The organism is Fibrobacter sp. UWB1 (assembly GCF_002210325.1).
GTDB lineage: Bacteria > Fibrobacterota > Fibrobacteria > Fibrobacterales > Fibrobacteraceae > Fibrobacter.
Map to the genome: position 1 here is coordinate 20766 of NZ_MWQL01000010.1, position 19651 is coordinate 40416.

The following is a 19651-nucleotide window of genomic DNA, read 5'->3' on the forward strand; positions in this document are numbered from 1 at the left end:
TTTATGCAAATCAAATGGCTTAATCCTGATGCAAAATTTGATCGCCTGGTTTTGGCTGGCGATATTGGTGGTACGAATACGAACCTTGGCCTGGTGGGCTACAAAGATGGCAAGTTCACGCTGATTCTTGAAACCGATTGCCCGTCCAAGGATATCGATGGCCTGGACGCCCCGATTCGTGAAACGCTCAAGATCGCAGTCGAAAGCCGTGCAGACTTGAAGCCTTCCCACATTTGCATCAGCGCTGCAGGCCCTGTGGCAAACAACAAGTGCGTTATGACGAACCTCCCGTGGAGTGTCGATGGCGAAGCCCTCTCCGCAGCAACGGGAATCCCGACGCTTGTCATCAATGACTTCATGGCAATCAGCTATGGCATTCCGACTCTCGATGTCGATGATCCAGCCCAGATTCACAAGCTTGTGCATACCGACGGCAGCACGCCTGCCCCGCAGAAGGCGACCAAGGCCGTGATCGGCCCGGGTACTGGCATGGGCGTGGGCTTCCTCGCATTCGACGGCGAAAAGTACATTCCGGCCTGCTCCGAAGGCGGACACTCCACATTCGCCCCGTTCGACAAGGACTCCCAGGAATTCCACGACTACATGGAAAAGAAGATCGGCACCGTGCCCGGCGTAGAACCGCTCGTGTCTGGCATGGGCCTTCGCAACATGTACGAATGGTGGAAGGAAACCCGCGGAGTGCCCGATAACGAAGCCTTCAAGAAGATCGAAGAAACCGAACCCAACGATCGTCCCAAGTACATCAGCCGTGCAAGCGATACCGATCCGGTGGCTGCCGAGATGATGCGCCTGTTCGTGAAGATGCTTGCCCGTTTTGCAAGCGATGCCGCAACGCTCTTCCTCCCGCTCGGTGGTTTCTACCTCGCTGGCGGTACCGTGCAGAAGGATCTTCGCTGGCTCGAACGCGACAACCTGTTCATGAAGTATTTCGAAAAGAACTACAATCCGAACATCCGTCCGCTCCTGAACAAGATTCCGGTGTATGTCATCAAGGACTACAGCATCAGCTTGTATGGTGCGGCAAACGCAAGCCTGAACCTGCAGAAGTAAGAGCTTTTCAGCGCTGTTTTTAGAGAGATGCCCGGCTTGGCCTGGCATCTCTTTTTTTTTCGGATAACAAAAAAGGAACCCCGAAGGGTTCCTTTTCAATATCTGTAACTTTCCGCTTATTCCCAGTCGTCGAAGTTGTCTGCGGCCGGAGCTGCGGGGGCAGGTGCCGGTTCGGGTGCGGGTGCCGGAGCGGGTTCCGGTGCCGGAGCAGGTTCAGGCTCGGGTGCAGGTGCGGGAGCCGGTTCGGGCTCGGGTGCCGGAGCAGGTTCAGGCTCGGGTGCGGGAGCAGGAGCCGGTGCCGGAGCGGGTTCAGGTTCGGGTGCGGGAGCAGGAGCCGGTTCGGGCTCGGGTGCTTCAGCCGGTTCGTTATAAGTATTAGAATTAGAGTAAGAGTTGTTGGAATAGTATTCGTCGCCACCGGGGTTGCCGACGTCGTCGTTCTTGCTCTTGTCGACCCACCAGGCATAGTTAAGCGGGGTGAGGACTTGCTTGCCGTATTCCTGGGCGTTTGCGCTAGATTCAAAATAGCCCACGCGAATGCGGTAGTAGGTACCTTCGAGTTCACCCGGGTTTTCCACTTCGGCGACATAGGCTTTGATTCCGTTTTCGGCGAGCTTGCTCACGATGCCGTTGGCAGCTCTCTTGGAAGACTGGATGCTAACCTGGATGACGTATTCGCCTTTGGAAAGGGGCTGGACGCCACCTGCTGCTGCAGGCACGAAGTTCTTGGCAGGTTCTTCTGCTTTAGCTGCTTCGGCAGATTCAGCGTTTCCGGAAAGGGACTGGATGGGCACGAGTTCCGGTTCGTCGGCCTTCGGCTGTTCGGCAGCCTGTTCAGTTGCCTGGCCGGCCGGCTGGTCGGCAGGAGCCTCTGCGGTGGGTTTGGCCGGATCCATCTTCGGGACGAGTTCTTCATCTTCATTGCAGGCGACAAGCAAAGAGCTTGCGAGGGCAATGGCGCTCAGAGACAAGATTGATTTTTTCATCCAATTCTCCAATTTTTAGAAAATAAGACAACCTAGACGGTCTTTTATAACAAAAATATACATAAGTCTTTGATAAACCGCAAGTTAAATTGTAAAATTTATTCAGAAAAGCCGGCAAAACAGGTTTTTTTTATACCCTTGACGAAATTCCGGCAATTAAATATATTTGGCTATCCAAAAACGAATTTCTAATTTAACCAAAGGATAATCGTGATCGGCGTAATTGTTAAGTCCAACGAACCTTTTGAACGCGCTCTCAAGCGTTTCACCAAGTCCTGCGAAAAGAACGGCATCATTTCCGATGTCAAGAAGCGTCAGCGCTTCGAAAAGCCTTCTGAAGAAAAGAAGCGCATCGAAACTGCAGCTCGTCGCAAGCGCTTGAAGGAAATCGCTGACCAGAACCGTAAGCGTCTCTACTAGTCGCTAATAAGGCATCGATTTTGTAATGAGTCGTCGGTCCATGACCGGTGGCTCGTTGCGTGTTTCTAGAGAATTTAAACCGCGGATGTGTCCGCAAAGGGTAAAACATGAGCAGTGCATTGCTGACAAAGATTAAGGACGATATCAAGGCCGCCATGAAGGCGCACGACGCCGAAACTCTCGGAACGCTCCGTACCCTCCATTCCGACATCAAGAACGAAGCCATGAAGTCTGGTGCAACACCTGCCCAGATCGAAGAAACCATCACCGACGAAATGTGCGTCGATGTTCTTGCAAAGAGCGTCAAGCAGAAGCAGGAAGCCATCGATATCCTCAAGAAGGGTGGTTTCATGGACAAGGTTCCTGCCGAAGAAGCCTGCATCGCACTCTACCGCAAGTATATGCCGGCCGAAATGACCGAAGACGAAGTCAAGGCCCTCATCGCCGAAATCAAGGCCGCGACCGGCGCCTCCAGCCCCAAGGACATGGGCAAGATCATGAAGGAACTTTCCCCGAAGGTCAAGGGCCGTTTCGACGCCAAGCGCGCCTCTGCTCTCGTGCAGGAAGCGCTGAAGTAAAAAACGGCAACCTTTGATTAAGGAGTCTTCCCCGACTTGGTCGGGGGACTCCTTTTTTTATCACACAAAATGTTATATTGATGACATGTTTAAGCGGTTAGGATATCTTTTTGTGCTTGTCTTTATGTCGTATGCTTCGGCATCCGGCATTTCCTGGAAAACGATTGATGTCAAGGCAGGTCCCTTCATTGGGGGCTGGAACGATGTCTCGACAACGATGACAGGCTTGTCGCTGTCGGTTGTGAAACCGATAACGTCTTTCGTCGGTGTTGGTGTTGTGGCTGAAATCGGAACATCTGCTTCGGAATGCGAAGACTGCATGGAATATGAGTTCAACGAACTTTCCGAAGGTGCTCTTGTCAACTTTAACTATCCTATCTGGGGTGGCTTTAGCATTGTTACGAACTTCATGTTCCTTGTGGATTTTCAGGATGGATCGTATGCCGGTATAGATGGTGTTGTAAGGACTGATGCCTTTGATGAAGAAGGAAATCGTTTCGATGCTTACCAATATGAATTTGACGAAGGGGATTATTATCGCGAATCTTTCATGTTCCGCTCAAATTTGGGTTTTGCCTGGCGTACCAAGAACAATGTTTTTGGATTGGAAGTTTATCCGATAAACTATGCCATAACGGAATATGATGCTTGTTTGACTTTTTCGTTGAATGCGGTCTTTCGAATTTTTTAGGAGATTTTCTTGCCCACCTCCCAAACCAAAATCCAGGAACTGGAACTGCTCTACAAGATCAGTTCCATTCTGAACCAGACGCTCGATTTCGAGAGCGTTGCGCACCCGATTCTGGAGGTGGTGGAATCGACGATGGGCGTGGAACATGCGACACTTACGCTGTACAACCGCCACACCGGTGAAATCTCCATTGAAATTGCGGAAGGCTTGAGTAGTCGCCAGGCGCGCAAGGGCCGCTACAAGGTGGGCGAGGGCATTACCGGCCGTGTGGTGGAAACGGGCAAGCCGATTATCATTCCCTCGGTCGCGAAAGACCCGGACTTCTTGGACCGCACGGGGCGCGGCAAGACGGAGGACAAGGCGTTCCTCTGCGTGCCTGTCATCATGGAGCATCAGGTGATTGGCGCCTTCAGTGCCGACGTGCAGAATCCGGTAGAAGACGAACTTCCCGAAAAGCTCCGCCTGCTGGAAATCATCGCACAGATGCTTGCGGCGGCAGTGAAGCTCCGTCGCGAAGCTCGAGAGGAAAATGAACTCCTGAAGGCCGAAAACGAACGCTTGACATTGGAACTCAAGGACCGTTTCCAACCCGACAACATTATCGGTCGCTCCAGCGAAATGCAGCGCGTGTACGCGCAGATTGACCAGGTTTCAAAGAGTCCGCTCCCCGCACTCATTGTGGGCGAGGTGGGTACGGGCAAGGGGCTCGTGGCCGAAGCCATCCATTACCGTTCCGACCGCAACATGGGCCCGTTCGTCCGCGTCCATTGCGCCTCCATGCCGGAATCGGTACTTGACCGCGAACTTTTCGGCAGCGTGCGCGGTGCCCTCGTGGGTGTGTTCGCCGAGACGCCCGGCCGCGTAGAACAGGCCGAAGGTGGCACGCTGTTCCTGGACGAAGTGGGCGAGCTTTCGCCAAACCTTCAGGTGAAACTCCTGCGCCTGTTGCAGAACGGCGAGGTGGAACGCATTGGCGCCCGCATTCCCAAGAAGGTGAACGTGCGCGTGATTGCGGCCACCACCAAGAACCTGCAGCAGATGGTCGAAGAAGGAACCTTCCGTGAAGACCTCTATTACCAGCTGCACATTTTCCCGATTTACGTGCCGCCGCTCAGGAACCGCAAGACAGATATCGTGCTTCTTGCCGACCACTTTGTGGAGCATTACTGCCGCATCGTGGGCAAGAACGTGCGCCGCCTTGCCCGCACCACCATCAACATGCTCATGAGTTACCCGTGGCCCGGAAACGTGCGCGAACTTGAAAATGGAATCGAGCGCGCCGTCCTCGTTGCTGACGAAGACGTCATCTACCCGCACCATTTCCCGACCACGCTGCAGACCGCCGAAACCAGCGGCACTCCCGTGAACGGAAACCTGAAACTCATGGTGGAAGCTTACGAGAAGGATATCATCTGCGATGCCCTCAAGAGCAGCCGTGGGAAAATCGCCGCTGCCGCCCGCAGTCTTTCCACAACTCCGCGCATTCTTACATACAAAATAAACCAGCTCGGTATAGACCTCGCTGGTTTCGGTAAATAGTTTTGCGGGGCTACAGCCCCGTTTTTTAGTTGTATGTTGCGGAAAACCTTAGACTGATGGAAAGCGAAGATTCTCTAGCGTCGGCGAGATTTGTTTCAAAGCCGTACAAAAGTGCTGCTGTTGCACCGATGCCCCAGTTGTCGCTGACCCACCATTCCTTACCGGCTGCAATCTGGAATGCAAATCCGCTGCGGGAATATTTGTCTGGGTTAGAGACTACATGGGCATGGAAGGTAGAAATGTCGTCATAGACGCGGAATTGTCCAATGCCAAGGGATGCAGAAGCAAGATAGTTTCCTGGGAAATAGAGGGTGGTGCCGATGCCCAGCAGCGACAGGTTCGCTTTGACTTCGTTGTCATCGAGTCCTTCTCCAACGCTTTCTGTGGGGGTGTCTCCGGTTAAGGTGATGTGTACGGCAACCATGTCTGTTACGCTACAGCCGAGCTTTACATCAATATCGGTAGCAAGACCGGAATGACCGTAAGTGTCTTCGTCATAATTGTATGTAGTGTAGTCCATAGACTGGTAGCCCATGCCCATGGCGAAGTTCAAAAAGAACCCGTCGTGGACATGCGGTTCCGATGTAGCGAAAGAAAATGATGCTGCAAGGGCTGTCAACATGAAGAGCTTTTTCATTTCGTTATCCTTGAAAGGCTTATGTGTAATTAGTTGAATGTGAACGTGGCGCTAAGCGAGAACATGTTGGTGGTCGCTTCGTTCTTTTCGTTATCGTATTCGCCTTCAGCCGAGGTGTAGGTGTACGAGAATGCGATGCCGAGGCCAAGTTCTTCGTGAATCCACCATTCCTTACCGATTGTTGCGATGATTCCAAAACCGGAATCAAGATTCAGAAAATCGGCGGATTGGTTTCCGAAGGTTACGCTGTAAGTGGTGACACCGGCCGATGCGCCGAGGAATACGTTGCTTCCGCCAGGAATATAGAAGGTTGCGCCGCCGCCCATAAAAAGAATGTCGAAACCATCGTGCGACAAGCGGTCGTCTCTGCCGGTCTTGCTGGTAGCTTCCAAATCAGGATAGAGTTGGTTCATGGCGAATGTTGCATGAATGATAAGCCCATTAACAATGGCTCCACCAATCTTGATGGAGGCTTCTGCTTGAAAACCGTTGGATTCAATTTGGGCAAAACCATCATCAATGTCATCATTGAATGTTCCGTAACCTAGTCCGGAAGTGACGCTGAAAAAGAATCCGTCATGGGTGAAAGGAGCCGATACGGCAAAAGAGAGGGAGGCCGCAAAGGCGATTAGCGCAAATAGCTTTTTCATTATGTTCTCCTTTAAGCTGGAAAAAAGATAGAAATATGTTCTCTTGTCTTTATGTGCCTTCGCCTTATGAAGTTAATTTCTATATTTATTTCCGTTATGATAATCCATTCCTTCTACATGGGCTTTCAGTGATTAGCGGTTAAAACTTGTAATTTCCCTGACCACTAATCACTAACCTCTAACAACTGAGAAAATTATGCAATTTCGTCCCGTTAAGGAACAGCTTGATATTTTGATGCGCGGTGTTATCGATGTTGTGCCGCAAGATGAACTTGAAAAGAAACTTCAGAAGTCCTACGATACCGGAGTTCCGCTCCGTATCAAGATGGGTGTGGACCCGACGGCCCCGGACGTGCACTTCGGCCACACGGTCGTGATGCGCAAGCTCCGCCAGTTCCAGGATTTGGGTCATACCGTCGTGCTTATCGTGGGTGACTATACCGCACAGATTGGTGACCCCAGCGGCCGCAACAAGGCCCGTCCGCGTCTCAGCCATGAACAGGTGCTCGAGAACGCGAAGGAATACCAGGAACAGTTCTTTAAGGTCGTCCGCCGCGACCAGGTGGAAATCCACTACAACGGCGAATGGTTCTCCAAGCTCCCGTTCAGCAAGGTGACCGAACTCATGGGCCAGTTTACCGTTGCCCAGATGCTCGAGCGCGAGGACTTCCACAACCGCTATGCCGCGAACACTCCGATTAGCCTGCACGAATTTATGTACCCGATGATGCAGGGCTACGATTCCGTGGCCATCAAGAGCGACGTGGAACTGGGCGGTACCGACCAGAAGTTCAACGTGCTCCGCGGTCGTGACTTGCAGCTTTTCGAAGGCATGGAACCGCAGATCGGCCTCTTCATGCCGATTTTGCTCGGTACCGACGGCAAGGTCAAGATGAGCAAGTCCATCGGCAACTATGTGGGCCTGAACGAGCCCGCCGACGTGATGTACCACAAGATTTACAGCCTCGCCGACAGCATCGTCGAGAACTGGTTCGAACTTCTCACGAATATTCCGCTTGCAGAAATTAAGCAGATGATGGCAGACATTGCCGCAGGCAAGATGAACCCGAACGATGCCAAGCACCGCCTCGCCATCGACATCGTGACGCAGTACTACGGTGCAGAAGCCGCCGAGGCCGCCGCTGCCAAGGAACGCGAAATTCACAGCGGGAACGCTATCCCTAGCGATGCTGCCGAGTGCAGCGTGGCGGCCGGCACCTACGGTGCCCTGGACCTGCTCGTAGAAATCAAGGCCTTTGCAAGCAAAGGCGAAGCCCGTCGCATGGTCCAGAACGGCGGCGTGAAAATTGCCGGCGAAAAGCTTGCCGATCCGCAGTCCCAGATCGAAATCAAGGGTGGCGATCAGTTGGTTGTCCAGGTGGGCAAGCGCAAGTTCTTTAAGGTGAATTTCTAGGAAAGCCATGTCCCAAGAAGTCCTCATACTAGGTTTGAATCCCGCGTGGCAGCGCTTGTTCTATCTGGACAAGTTTACGCCCGGCGAGGTTCACCGCATTGAGCGCGTCGAAGAATACGGTTCCGGCAAGGGAATCAACTGCGCCCTTGTGCTCCGCCTTTTGGGCGGTTCCCCTCTGATGATGCACTTCTTGGGCTCCGAACACGGTTCTCGCATCTTCGACGAAATTTCCGCCTATGGTATCCAGCAGGCTCCCGTTTGGATCAAGGAACCGACGCGCATTTGCACGACAATCGTATCTGGCGGTGATTCTACGGAACTCATCGAACCCTCGCCAGACCTCACGGAATACGAGAACGAAGACTTTATCCAGACCTTGAATGACTACTGGAGTTCAACCCAGAGTGTGGCTCTTTGCGGTACGTTCCCGCGGGGCTTTAACATCGAGCAGTTGAACGCGCTCGACTTTGCCGGTAAAAAGATTTATGTCGATGCCATCGAAGGGATCGATACGTGGCTCGAAAAGGGTGTCGAGCTTTTGAAAATCAACATGCAGGAATACTGCAAGCTGCTTACGCGCCTTGGTCTTCCCATAGTCTTGTCAAGCCCGCAGTTCTGGAAAATGACTGCCACGGCGGTCCTTGAACGCCTGCCGATTAAGGCGCTTGTCGTCACTGACGAAGACGCTCCGGTTCGCGCCTTCCGCCTTGTCGAAAAGAAGTTCCAGGGCGTGCAGATTCAGCCTCCCCAGATTCAGGTGAACAACCGTATCGGAGCAGGGGATTCCTTCTTTGCTGGCTGGCTCTATGCCGACGGCATGGGCATGGATTTTGAACATTGCCTGATCAAGGCGACTGCGGTTGCAACGGCCCGCTGCGAAGTCGATCGTCCTTGTAATCTCAAACTTGAACGCGTTGCCGAAGTCGAGGTGATGCTTGCCGATGCGGTAGAAAAACTGGAGTAAGTCGTGCTCTTTCCCGACAAGAATAATTTGTTCGCGTTTGCAACGCCAATGGAATTTGCTTCTTGTTTTCCGGAATACGCCGATACCGCCGATAGCATATCTTCAGATAAATTAATTGAACTCTCGGAAAACCGGGGCTACGCCTGCATTCTCGGGATGGGAATCCTTAGTTTCTCGACGAATCTAACGTACCTGATCAGTACTGCTAAACAGCAGGGAATTCATTTTACTGCGGTATATATTCTCGGCGTCTGTGGCGCCTATCCCGGTCGCGGAATCAACATCCTTGACGTCGTCCGTGTCGATTCCGAAAGCGTGGGGGATATGGGCTACCAAGAAAAGGACTGTTCCTTTTTCCCGTTCCCAAGTGCAGTTCGCGCTACTGCCGCAGAACACGCTCCTGCGCATTTGCAAAAACTAAAATCAGTCGTGGGCCTTACGGTGAATTGCTGCACGGGCACAGAAGAACTAGCTCTTTTGCGCTCCAAGATGTTCAACGCCGATATCGAAAATATGGAAGGGGCTGCCGGAATTGCGGCCTGTATGGCCCATAAAATCCCTGTTTTCGAAATCCGTGCCGTATGCAATATGGCTACCACCCGCGACCGTGAATCCTGGAAATTCCACGAGGCCCTCTCCGCCCTCCGCCAAGCCCTTTTCAATGTGAAATGACAAATGAGAAATGTGTAATGAAAAATGAGTAATTTCACATTCTACATATCACATTACACATTACACATCACACATTACACATTACACATTACACATTACACATCTCAAATCCCTAACCACTTCTCATGCGTTTAACTCTCGGAATTTCCACCTGTCCTAACGACACCTACATTTACGAAGCTCTTGTTCAGGGGCTTGAAAATTCCCCCTTTGAATGGGATGTCCACTTTGCAGACGTGCAAACGCTCAACGAAATGGTCAGTCGCGGTGAACTCGATGTGGCCAAGGTGAGCGCCCAGGTATACCCCAAAATCGAGGCGGAATACGCCTGCCTTTCGTGTGGAGGCGCTATCGGGTATGGTTGTGGCCCTCTGTTGCTTTCGTCTGTAGGCAACGTTTTTTGCCCCGAAAAACCGGTCGTTTTGCCCGGTGCAGACACGACTGCAGCCCTTTTGTTCAAGTTTTGGCATAAAAAAACGGGCTTGTCCGAACAGAAAATCGAATACGCCCTGTTTGACCAGGTGTATCGTTCACTGCGCTCCAAGGAGGCTGTACAAGGCGTTGTAATACACGAACACCGCTTTACCTGGAAACGCGATGGCCTTTATTTGTTGCAAGATTTAGGCGCTTTCTGGGAAGAAAATACGGGCACGCCGATTCCGTTAGGAATCGCTGTAGCAAAGAAATCCCTTGGCGTCAACACCGTTTTCCAGATCGAAGACGAAATCCGGAAAAGCTTAAATATCGCCCGCAAACGCGAAAAACTGGTCACTCCGTTTATCGATAAATTGGCCCAAATAGACGACCCCAATGTCATGGAAGCGCACATCAGAATGTTCGTAAATGACTTTTCCGAGGAGGTCGGAGAGAAGGGTCGTGCCTCTCTCAGGTACCTTTGGACCCTTGTCAAGGGTTAAAATCGTGTTAATTTTTGGCAAAATAGGCAATTTTTGGCCTATTTTGAACATTTTTTTACAAAACGGCTAAATTTTAGGAATAACTTTAATTTATTTTCCATACTGCATATCTTTATATGGAGTTTGCTTATGAGTTTAGTGAACGATCTTGAACTGGAAGTCGAGAACTTCAAGCGCGAGTACGAAAAGTTCGAGCGCGGTAACAAGTCCGCTGGCACCCGTGCCCGCAAGGTTCTGCAGGACATCAAAAAGACCTGCCAAGAAATTCGCGTGTCTATCCAAGGCGCGAAAAAGGAAGAGGAAAAGGCCGAACCGGCATCCGCCGATTGACCTCGAATGGGCTAGATACACCTCGATGAATCAAATTATTCGACATTTTCTCAATTATTTTGGCATTTTTTGCGAAAAGCGTTTGACTAATGCCGTTTTTAGAGGTATATTCCCACTTGAATTTTGCATTTGCCGTTTTGGCAGGTGTATAGGTTTTAATTTCAAAGTGTTCTATGATTGGAGAAACGTAGCAGTATGACCCTAAAGAAACTGGTCTTAATCACGGCCGGGGCGATGCTTCTTTCTGGAACCGCCATGGCAAAGAATATCAATGTTCCTGGCGACTATCAGAAAATTGCAGATGCTCTCGGTAATGCGGACGCCGGGGATACCATCCTTGTCAAACGCGGAACTTATAACGAAAACATCACCTTGATCATGGGTGTTGTACTTAAGGGCGAGGATCCCCATACTACCATCATTGATGGTGGCCGTAGAGGTCCGACCGTCATGGGTACTTCGGGCGCCGAAATGTCGCACTTCACTGTGAAGAACGGTCTCGAAGGTATCCTTTGCGAAAACGCAGCCCCTTACATTCACCATTGCTACGTGCTTGATAACCACGCTACCGGTATCGGTGCGTTTATCTCGCTCCCGCATCTCCGCAACAACGTGGTGTACGGCAACCGCTGGTCCGGTATTCTCGCTTGGGGTGCTAAGTCCCTCGACGCCTTTATCGAACACAACGTCGTCCTCCGCAACGGCTACTCTGGCCTTGCATTGAAGGGACCGACCAACGTGACCGCACGTAACAACATCTTCATGGAAAACCACTACTATGGTGTGTTCGCCGACCCCGCTGCCGGCCAGACCAAGGTGGAATACAACAACATCTACAAGAACTACTACCCGTTCAACCAGTTCATCAAGGTGAACCGCACGAACGTGTCGCTCGACCCGAAGTTCATCAATCCTTCGCTGTCGCAGCCGAACTTCTACTGCCAGTCCACCTCGCCGATGCTCAAGCGCGGTAAGGGTAAGGCTGACATCGGTCTGACTGCCGCCGAACTGGTGAAGGAAGAAGAAGTGGTCGAAGAAACTCGCAACCCGGATACCGATGGCGATGGCCTTTGCGATCCGTGGGTTTCTGAAGAAGGCGTTTCCGACAAGTATGCAAGCGTCTGCACCGGCCTCGACAACTGCCCCGAAGAAGCTGAAGACTTCGACGGCTACCAGGATGACGATGGCTGCCCGGATGCCGACAACGACCGCGATGGTCTCTGCGACCCGTGGGTTGAAGCTAAGGGTATGCTCGCAACGTTCGCTCACATTTGTAAGGGCGTTGACCTCTGCCCGGAACAGGCAGAAACTCTGAACAGCTATAAGGACGAAGATGGTTGCCCGGACGAAGTCCCGCAGCCGCCTAAGAAAGTCTTCGTGCTGGAAGGTGTGAACTTCGAATCCGGTAAGGCTACGATTACTCAGGATTCCTACATCTCCCTCATGAAGGTGGTAGACATTATGGAAACCTTCCAGGAAGCAACCTTCGAAATTGTCGGTCACACTGACAACGTCGGTAGAAAAGAATCGAACATGCAGCTCTCTGCAGACCGCGCCGCTTCCGTGAAGAACTTCCTCGTGGAAAAGGGCATCAATGAAAGCCGCATCGTTACGAGCGGTAAGGGTGACACCGAACCGGTTGCCACGAACAAGACCCCTGAAGGTCGTGCCCAGAACCGTCGTATCGAGTTTATCCGTACGGATATCAAGTAAAGGAGTAAGTGATGCGTACTAGTGTTATTAAAACAGCAGTCCTTGGACTCACGGTAGCCAGCACTTCCTTGTTTGCAGAAGCCACTTATTCTCCGCATAAGTATCAGCAGAATGACTGGTTTGCAGAATTTGGTGGCAATACTGCCATGTATGTGAACCCCGCAGGAATTTCTGAAACAGACCAGTTGGAATTCAGCGCCGCGTTCTTTAGCTCTATTAGTGGTGAAGCTAGCCAGGAATACGTTAGCTTGACTTTCCCGATGGATTACAAGCACACTCTCGGTTTCTCGTTCTTCGAAAACGGTGCTTCCATTGACGGTGGTAAGTCTTACGGCGAATATGCCTTCTTGCTCGGTTATGCCTACAGGCTCATGCATTGCATCGCCTTGGGTATCGACGTGTCCGTGCTCTACATTAACCAGTTTGACGATGTGAAGCAGGTGACGGTCGGTTCCGACGTGGGCCTCAGCTGGAACCCGCTCAACTCTTCTAAGTTCGGTTACCTCTTGGTTGGCGTTGCCCTCCAGAACATCGCCCAGCCGGGCGTTAGCATGGAAGACGACGGTGGCTTCGTTGCCCCGGGCTTCTTCGGCGGTGACCGCGACGATGCTTACAACATTCCGTCTAACCTGAACTTCTCCCTTTTCTGGCGTGGTTTCAACCGCGTGATCGAAGCTAAGGCAGAACTTTCTCTCATCGATGTGTTCCATTCCGACACCGAAGGTGGCGACGGTTTGAATCCGGAAATGAGCTTCACCTTGACCTACTACCTCTCTCCGCACCTTGGTGTCCGCCTCCGCTTCACGAAGGAAGGTTACCCGGTTGCCGGCGCGACGGTTAACGTCAAGGACGTGAGCATCTTCCGTTACCTCGCTCTCGACCTCGAAATGTCTCACGACGACCTTTACGCCAAGAAGAACCGTGGCTTCATCTGGGCAGTCAAGCTCACCAGCCGCTTCGGTGACACTCGTGAAGAAAAGATCGGTGAAGAACGTTATCGTCGTTTGAAGATTGAACCTGAAAACGACTACCGCGCCGCTATGCGTCTCTACTTGAACCGTCAGTTCTTGGAAGCTGCATACGCCTTCGGTAAGGTTCAGACCAAGTACCCGGCATTCCACCTTGTGGACCAGGCCGCCTTCTATAAGGCTAAGTCTTTTGAAAACCTCCGCATGCACAAGGCTGCAAAGTCCGTGTACGAAGACGCTATCAAGCGCTATCCGCAGAGTGACCAGCGCGCCAAGTATCACTTCCAGTTGATGAACATCGACTATAAGGAAGGCAAGTACATCGACGCTATGGCCAAGTACCAGAATATTGCTCAGAAGTTCGGTGAAAGCGACGTGAAGGCTGACGCTGACTACGTTGCCGGCCAGATCAAGTTCGAACAGGGTCTCTACCAGGAATCTGTCGACCTGCTCGCCGCCATCCTTCCGGGTAACGCCAACTACTTCTACGCCCGCTATACCATGGGTATTGCCTACAGCCGTCTCGGCAAGTTCGACGAAGCTGAAAACTGCTTCCGCGACATTACCGAACAGCCGGTGTCCAACCAGTCCGAACGCGACTTGCAGGACGCTGCTAAGGTGAAGCTCGGCCACATCTACTTCTCTGGCGAAAAGGCCGACATTCCGGCAGCAGCCCAGATGTATGGTCAGGTCCAGCCCGGTTCTCCGGTGTACGACGAAGCTATGCTCGGTATCGCTTGGTCCTTCCTCAAGGTGAACAAGCCTGATGAAGCTATCAAGCCGGCGCAGTGGATCATTAAGAATATGCCTGAATCCTTCCTCGTGTCTGAAGCATACCTCGTTCAGGGTTACTGCTACTTCATCAAGAAGGACTACAACAACGCTGTCAAGTCTCTGGAACAGGCTGAAAAGCGTACCGAACAGCCGGTTGTGACCGTCGCTGCTCGCGACAGTGCCCGCCAGGCTTACGATGCTATGCAGGACGAATTTGACTCCGTGCAGGTCAAGGCACTTGACCTTGCCCGCCAGCTCCCGACTCCGCGTGTGCAGAGCAAGCGCGAAGCCTTGCAGCCGAGCTTCGACAAGGCTAACGCCGCTATCGAAGACTACGCCGCCTTCACTCAGAAGGCTATCCAGAGTGACCGATTCGAATCCAACCGCAAGCGTATTTTGGATGACGCAGGCTTTACCTTGGCAACCGTCAAGACCAAGATGGGTCAGGGCGCTGCTAGCTCCGAAGCCGCTCAGGAACTTGAAAGCTTGGAAGACGACTTAGACGAATTGGAATAAACAAAGAATAAAGTTAGACCTGGCTTTTTAAAACCAGGTCTTCCCCTTTTTTATCTTAATAGGTGGAAAGAGAAAAATGAAAAAATTTTTGCTTGTTGGTGCAATCGTCTGCTCGCTCGTAGGCTCCTCCTTTGCAGCGTCGGATCCTTGTAAAGACAAAGTCAATGAAGCCAAGAAGTTGGCGGCCAAGTGTAAGGCCATGCCGAAGGGCTCGGAAAAGACTCAGTGTGTGGGTTCCTACAAGGTGCTCAAGAACCAGGCCGAACAGGCTTGCCGTTCCGGCGGCCTCGATGAAAAGGGCATGGAAGATGCCATTAGACAGTGGGAAAAGCAAGTTAACAACTGTAAGGGTAAGCAGAACAAGCGTTGCGCTTCTGCACTCCAGCAGTTGGGCCACTATCAGTTCCAGCTCGAAGAAAAGCTCTTCCTCGATAAGAACGCCCAGTACGAAGAAGATGTAGCATGGTGCGCCGACCGTGACAACAAGCCGGCAAAGTGCGCCAACATCGACCAGCTCCCGAAGGCAGACCACCAGAAGTCTCTCGGTTACTTCCTTGAATATATCGACAAGTATCCGAAGGAAGACAAGACTCCGACCGTGATCTACCAGGCTGCCGCCGTGCAGGAAGCCAGTGGCGAAGACGAAAAAGCATACAAGCTCCGTATGCGCTTGGTCGAAAACTTCCCGGACAACGGTCTCGTGCCGAAGGCTTGGCTCCGTATTGCGGAATACCACTTCATGAACCGCAAGTTCCGCGACGCAATCAAGGCGTACAAGAAGGTGACTGGTTTCGAAACCCTTACGGGTAAGGAAGCGGCTCTCGCCATGTACCACTTGGCTGAATCTTACTACAACATTGCAGAATACGAAACTGCAGCAATCAAGTACTACGAATATATTATCGGTGCCGACAAGGGTAAATATCCTGCAGACTTGCGCGCAGAAGCTATGGACTTCATGGCTGCCTCTTTCTCTGACCTTGAAGGTGGTGGTGTCTCTGAAGCTGAAGCTTTCTTGAAGGACAAGAAGGTTCCGTTCAAGGACTCTGTGTACTATCGTATCGGTATGAAGAACAAGGACCACGACCGTAACGAAGAAGCCGTGCAGTCCTTCAAGCGCTTGATGGCCATCAACCCGGACTACATCGACGCTCCGCTTGCTGATATTGCGATGATTGAAATCCTCATCATCCAGCAGAAGTTCGAAGAAGCCCAGCAGCACCGCTATGTCGTGGTGAAGCGTTATGACCGTAGCTCCTCTTGGTACAAGAAGAACCAGAAGTATCCTGAATCTGTGAAGAATGCTGAAACTGCAATCCGTGGCGCTATGCTCGACATTCCGCAGTACCACCACGCACGCGCAGCTAAGCTCACCAAGGAAGGTGACCTTGAAGCCGGTAAGAAGCAGTATGCCGAAGCCATCAAGGCTTACGAAGCATTCCTCAAGCGTTATGCCAAGGAACCGACCTGGGACGAATACAAGGTTCACATCAACCTCGCTCTCGTGTACCAGGAAATGGGCCAGTTTGCTAACGCCGCCAAGATGTTCAACTGGATCGTCGATACCGACACCACTCGCTACGGCCGTCGCCCGATGGGCTCCGAAGCTCTCCTGAAGAAGGAAGAAGCTGCATATAACGCCGTGCTCATGATGGACCAGTCTCGCGAAAAGGCCAAGAAGACCAAGTATGGCGATGACGCTGTCAAGGCTTATAAGTCCGAAGAAACCAAGGCTTACTTCGAACAGGTTAACAAGTACATGGCCAAGTACGGCCAGAACAAGGAAGCTGCAGAACTTGCATACAACGCCGCTATCGTTCATTACGAAGCTAAGCAGTTCAAGGTTGCTGTGGGCGTGCTCCGCAAGCTGAAACAGGACTTCCCGAAGCATCAGTACATTTTGCTCATCAGCCGTATGCTTGCCCAGTCTCTCTTGGAATCTGGTCAGTATGACGAATCCCTCACCGAATTCGAATGGCTCTACAAGCAGTACACCCAGGTCAAGGAAACTCGCAACGACTCCATGGCCAAGGAAATCGAAAAGGCTATTGCCTACGTGCTCTTCCAGATGGCAGAACAGTCCGTCAAGCAGGGCCAGTATCAGAAGGGTGCTGAATCTTACCTCGCTCTTGTGAAGCGCTACCCGCTTATCGACATTGCTGACAAGGCCGTGTTCGAAGCCGGTGCCGCCTACGAAAAGGACCAGCAGTTCACTAAGGCTGCCGAAACCTTCATGATCCTTCCCAAGCAGTATGCCAAGTCTCCGCTCACTATTAAGGGTATCGTCCGTGCTGGTGACGCTCACAAGAAGGCTGCCAACCTCAAGAAGAGCGACAAGGCTTACTACGAACAGGAATACCGCGAAGCTGCACAGACCTACTTGTTCATCACGAACAACTTCCCGCAGGATTCCATGGCCTTCATGGCTATCGGCTCTGCAGCCCAGGTCTATGACACCATCGCCGACAAGAAGTCTGCTGCTGTGACCTATGAACTTGCTTACAAGCGCTATCCGAAGGATGAACGTACTCCGGGCTACCTCTATAGCGCATGCTTGAGCTACGACGAAGCCAAGATGACCGACGAAGCAATCCGTTGTAACAAGGACCTCGTTCGCGACTACCCGAAGAGCTCCTACGCCCTCGACGCTGCGTTCAGCATCCCGATGGCCTACGCCAACGCCAAGAAGTGGGATCTCGCCGCTTCTGAATATCACAACTTCATCAAGGCTTACGGTAACGATGACAAGGAAAAGCTGATTGCTGCCTACATCGGTGCTGCCCGTGCCTACATGGAACTTAAGGAAGAAGACAAGGCTGTTGAAGACTACCGCAAGACTTTGGAAGCCTACGACAAGTATGGTCTTCAGATCAAGAATGCTGACCCGGGTGTTCCGGCTGAAGCTGCCTTCTACCTCGGTGAATACGAATACCACAAGATGGATCCGATTGTCCTGAAGGGCAAGGAAAAGGAAAAGGCCAAGACCATCAAGCAGTTGGTGGACATCCTGCAGAAGGCCATGAGCCAGTACTCGAAGTCTGCTACCTACGCATCTGAACGCTGGACCTTCAAGGCTACCAACAAGATGGGCTTGCTCTTCGTGACCATGGCCGCCAAGATCCGCGAACAGGAACTCAACGGCAAGAAGGAAGAAGAAATCTTCGCCGAACGAATCGGTATCGTGCAGCAGCTCCCGAGCTACTACGAACAGGCACGTCCGATCTTCCAGAAGAACATCGACCTTGCCCGCGACCAGGGCTTCTACAACCAGGATGTGATCGAAGCTGAAGAAGGCTACATCGAAATGTACTACCAGGGTTGCGCCGTGTTCGTCGAAGTGGCTGATGCGTTCGCCAACTCCCCGCTGCCGGACTCCGCTTCTATCGTGAAGGAATATGTGGAATACGAAGGCATGGTCAAGGAAGACGCTATGGAAGCCGTCCACGAAGATTTGGAAGCTTACCGCGAGGAATTGACCAACCGTTCTAACGGCGCTAAGGAACTCGCTATCCCGCAGTGCGCAACCGGTATTAAGGCTGCTGCTCACTACGGTATCGAAAACCAGTGGACCGAAAAGCTCTTCGAACTCCTCAAGAGTCTCGATGAAAACAATGAGACCTTGAACACCAAGATCGAAAAGTTCGACCCGTCCACCTTGTTCTCTGACCCGGCTTACTTCAAGACCAAGGCTCGCTTGGAACAGATTGCTAAGTCCGAAGTCATGACTCCGGAAGAACAGATCACGACCTACCGCGAAATCATCAAGGACGCCAAGGCTGAAAACGAAAAGCTGAAGGCTGAACTTGCTGACCTCCAGAAGCAGCTCGCTGGCGGTGCCGTCTCTACGTCCTCTTCTGCTGGCTCTTCTATGGATGATGCCGCCGACTCCGCTGAACCGGAAGCCGCTCCGGCTCCGGCCCCGAAGGCTAAGAAGAAGGCCGCTAAGAAGAAAGGCAAGAAGAAATAGCGGTAAAAACAATTTTACGGGGAACCTAGTTCATAGGGTTCCCCTATTCTATAAGGGTAAAAATGGCGTTTTTTGAGTAGTAAACAAGATTTTACCGGCTCGACTACACAATTTTGCCCTAAAAAAGATTAAATATGAACAAAGATTTTTCAAAATAAACCAAAACACTCAATCAAGGAGTACTCTAATGTCTAAAATGCTTCAATCCTTCAGCCCGGAATCTGATGGTTACCAGTTCATGTGGATCATCCTCGTGGTGTTCATGATTGGCCTCGGCTTCTCTGTTGAACGCTTCCTTTACATCATGGTGAAGAGCGCTAAGGGCCGTAAGGATTTCTTGGCCAAGTTCGGCACTCACATCTCTGCTCAGCGCTATGATGAAGCTCTCAGCTATGCCAACGCAACCAAGCTTCCGATCGCTCGCGTGATGGCTGCAATCGTTGCTGCCCGTAACGGTGGTCGCGAAACCATGCAGGCCGCATGCGACGCCGTGTTCCTGACTGAAGCTCCTCGTCTTACTCGTTATATCAGCATCATTCAGGTTATGGCTTCCATCTCCACGTTGCTTGGACTTATGGGCACCATTTACGGTCTGATCTACACCTTCGATGCCGTGGCTAACAAGCCGGCTGCTGAACGTGCCAAGGCCCTTTCCGATGGTATTGCTATCGCTATGGGTACGACTCTCCTCGGCCTTCTCTCCGCTGTGCCTCTTCTGGTCATCGTTGGCCTCCTCAACATGAACTCCGAACGCCTCATCCAGGAAATGGAAGAAAAGGGCCTCAAGATTATCAACTCTCTCGCTTAATCGAAGATAGAGAGATAATTTTAACGGAGTTATAAA

General features: G+C 51.8%; 17 protein-coding genes. 14 read left to right on the top strand and 3 right to left on the bottom strand.

The genetic code is table 11. From position 1 onward, the window contains the following. Positions 1-3 precede the first annotated feature (3 nt). Positions 4-1071: a glucokinase gene (locus B7988_RS09000; protein WP_088657651.1), complete on the top strand. Its 1068-nt coding sequence runs from the start codon at positions 4-6 to the stop codon at positions 1069-1071. Between the two features lie 116 nt (positions 1072-1187). Here the strand turns inward: B7988_RS09000 and B7988_RS09005 are convergent, their stop codons facing one another. After that, positions 1188-2057 (bottom strand): SPOR domain-containing protein, encoded by an 870-nt coding sequence (locus tag B7988_RS09005; protein WP_088657652.1) that lies wholly within the window; start codon positions 2055-2057, stop codon positions 1188-1190. A gap of 210 nt (positions 2058-2267) precedes the next feature. Between B7988_RS09005 and rpsU the strand changes: the two genes are divergently transcribed. The 4 genes from rpsU (at position 2268) to B7988_RS09025 (ending at position 5285) form a co-directional block, all read left to right on the top strand. Next, a complete protein-coding gene (gene rpsU, locus B7988_RS09010; RefSeq protein WP_014546541.1) occupies positions 2268-2477 on the top strand; it encodes a 30S ribosomal protein S21 in 210 nt (69 codons plus the stop codon). Between the two features lie 107 nt (positions 2478-2584). Next, complete coding sequence (locus tag B7988_RS09015; protein ID WP_088657653.1) at positions 2585-3055, top strand: GatB/YqeY domain-containing protein; 471 nt, start codon at positions 2585-2587, stop codon at positions 3053-3055. 85 nt (positions 3056-3140) lie between these two features. Beyond that, positions 3141-3746, top strand: coding sequence for a hypothetical protein (locus B7988_RS09020; protein WP_088657654.1), 606 nt, complete (start codon positions 3141-3143; stop codon positions 3744-3746). A 9-nt stretch (positions 3747-3755) separates the two neighbouring features. Beyond that, positions 3756-5285: a sigma 54-interacting transcriptional regulator gene (locus B7988_RS09025; RefSeq protein ID WP_088657655.1), complete on the top strand. Its 1530-nt coding sequence runs from the start codon at positions 3756-3758 to the stop codon at positions 5283-5285. Positions 5286-5310: 25 nt separating this feature from the next. Here the strand turns inward: B7988_RS09025 and B7988_RS09030 are convergent, their stop codons facing one another. Together B7988_RS09030 and B7988_RS09035 are read right to left on the bottom strand one after the other, a co-directional pair. Beyond that, on the bottom strand, positions 5311-5922 hold the full coding sequence (locus B7988_RS09030) for an outer membrane beta-barrel protein (RefSeq protein ID WP_088657656.1): 612 nt from the start codon (positions 5920-5922) through the stop codon (positions 5311-5313). Positions 5923-5951: 29 nt separating this feature from the next. Then, complete coding sequence (locus B7988_RS09035) at positions 5952-6572, bottom strand: hypothetical protein (RefSeq protein WP_088628020.1); 621 nt, start codon at positions 6570-6572, stop codon at positions 5952-5954. A gap of 196 nt (positions 6573-6768) precedes the next feature. Here B7988_RS09035 and tyrS point away from each other — a divergent pair, with 196 nt between their 5' ends. From tyrS to B7988_RS09080, 9 genes are all read left to right on the top strand, one after another. Beyond that, positions 6769-7986, top strand: a complete 1218-nt coding sequence (gene tyrS / locus B7988_RS09040) for a tyrosine--tRNA ligase (RefSeq protein WP_088657657.1) — start codon at positions 6769-6771, stop codon at positions 7984-7986. Between the two features lie 7 nt (positions 7987-7993). After that, entirely contained in the window at positions 7994-8950 is a 957-nt protein-coding gene (locus B7988_RS09045; RefSeq protein WP_073055350.1) for a PfkB family carbohydrate kinase, read from the top strand. 3 nt (positions 8951-8953) lie between these two features. Beyond that, positions 8954-9622 carry a futalosine hydrolase gene (locus tag B7988_RS09050; protein ID WP_088657658.1) on the top strand — a complete coding sequence of 223 codons (669 nt, stop codon included), beginning with the start codon at positions 8954-8956 and terminating at the stop codon, positions 9620-9622. 125 nt (positions 9623-9747) lie between these two features. After that, complete coding sequence (locus B7988_RS09055; protein WP_073319359.1) at positions 9748-10539, top strand: 1,4-dihydroxy-6-naphthoate synthase; 792 nt, start codon at positions 9748-9750, stop codon at positions 10537-10539. Between the two features lie 129 nt (positions 10540-10668). Continuing rightward, complete coding sequence (locus B7988_RS09060; RefSeq protein WP_072801029.1) at positions 10669-10869, top strand: hypothetical protein; 201 nt, start codon at positions 10669-10671, stop codon at positions 10867-10869. Positions 10870-11064: 195 nt separating this feature from the next. Further along, entirely contained in the window at positions 11065-12582 is a 1518-nt protein-coding gene (locus B7988_RS09065; protein WP_249268930.1) for an OmpA family protein, read from the top strand. 11 nt (positions 12583-12593) lie between these two features. Beyond that, positions 12594-14840 carry a tetratricopeptide repeat protein gene (locus B7988_RS09070; protein ID WP_249268931.1) on the top strand — a complete coding sequence of 749 codons (2247 nt, stop codon included), beginning with the start codon at positions 12594-12596 and terminating at the stop codon, positions 14838-14840. Between the two features lie 76 nt (positions 14841-14916). Then, complete coding sequence (locus tag B7988_RS09075; protein WP_088657661.1) at positions 14917-18807, top strand: tetratricopeptide repeat protein; 3891 nt, start codon at positions 14917-14919, stop codon at positions 18805-18807. A 187-nt stretch (positions 18808-18994) separates the two neighbouring features. Then, positions 18995-19615: a MotA/TolQ/ExbB proton channel family protein gene (locus tag B7988_RS09080; protein ID WP_073055360.1), complete on the top strand. Its 621-nt coding sequence runs from the start codon at positions 18995-18997 to the stop codon at positions 19613-19615. Positions 19616-19651 lie beyond the last annotated feature (36 nt).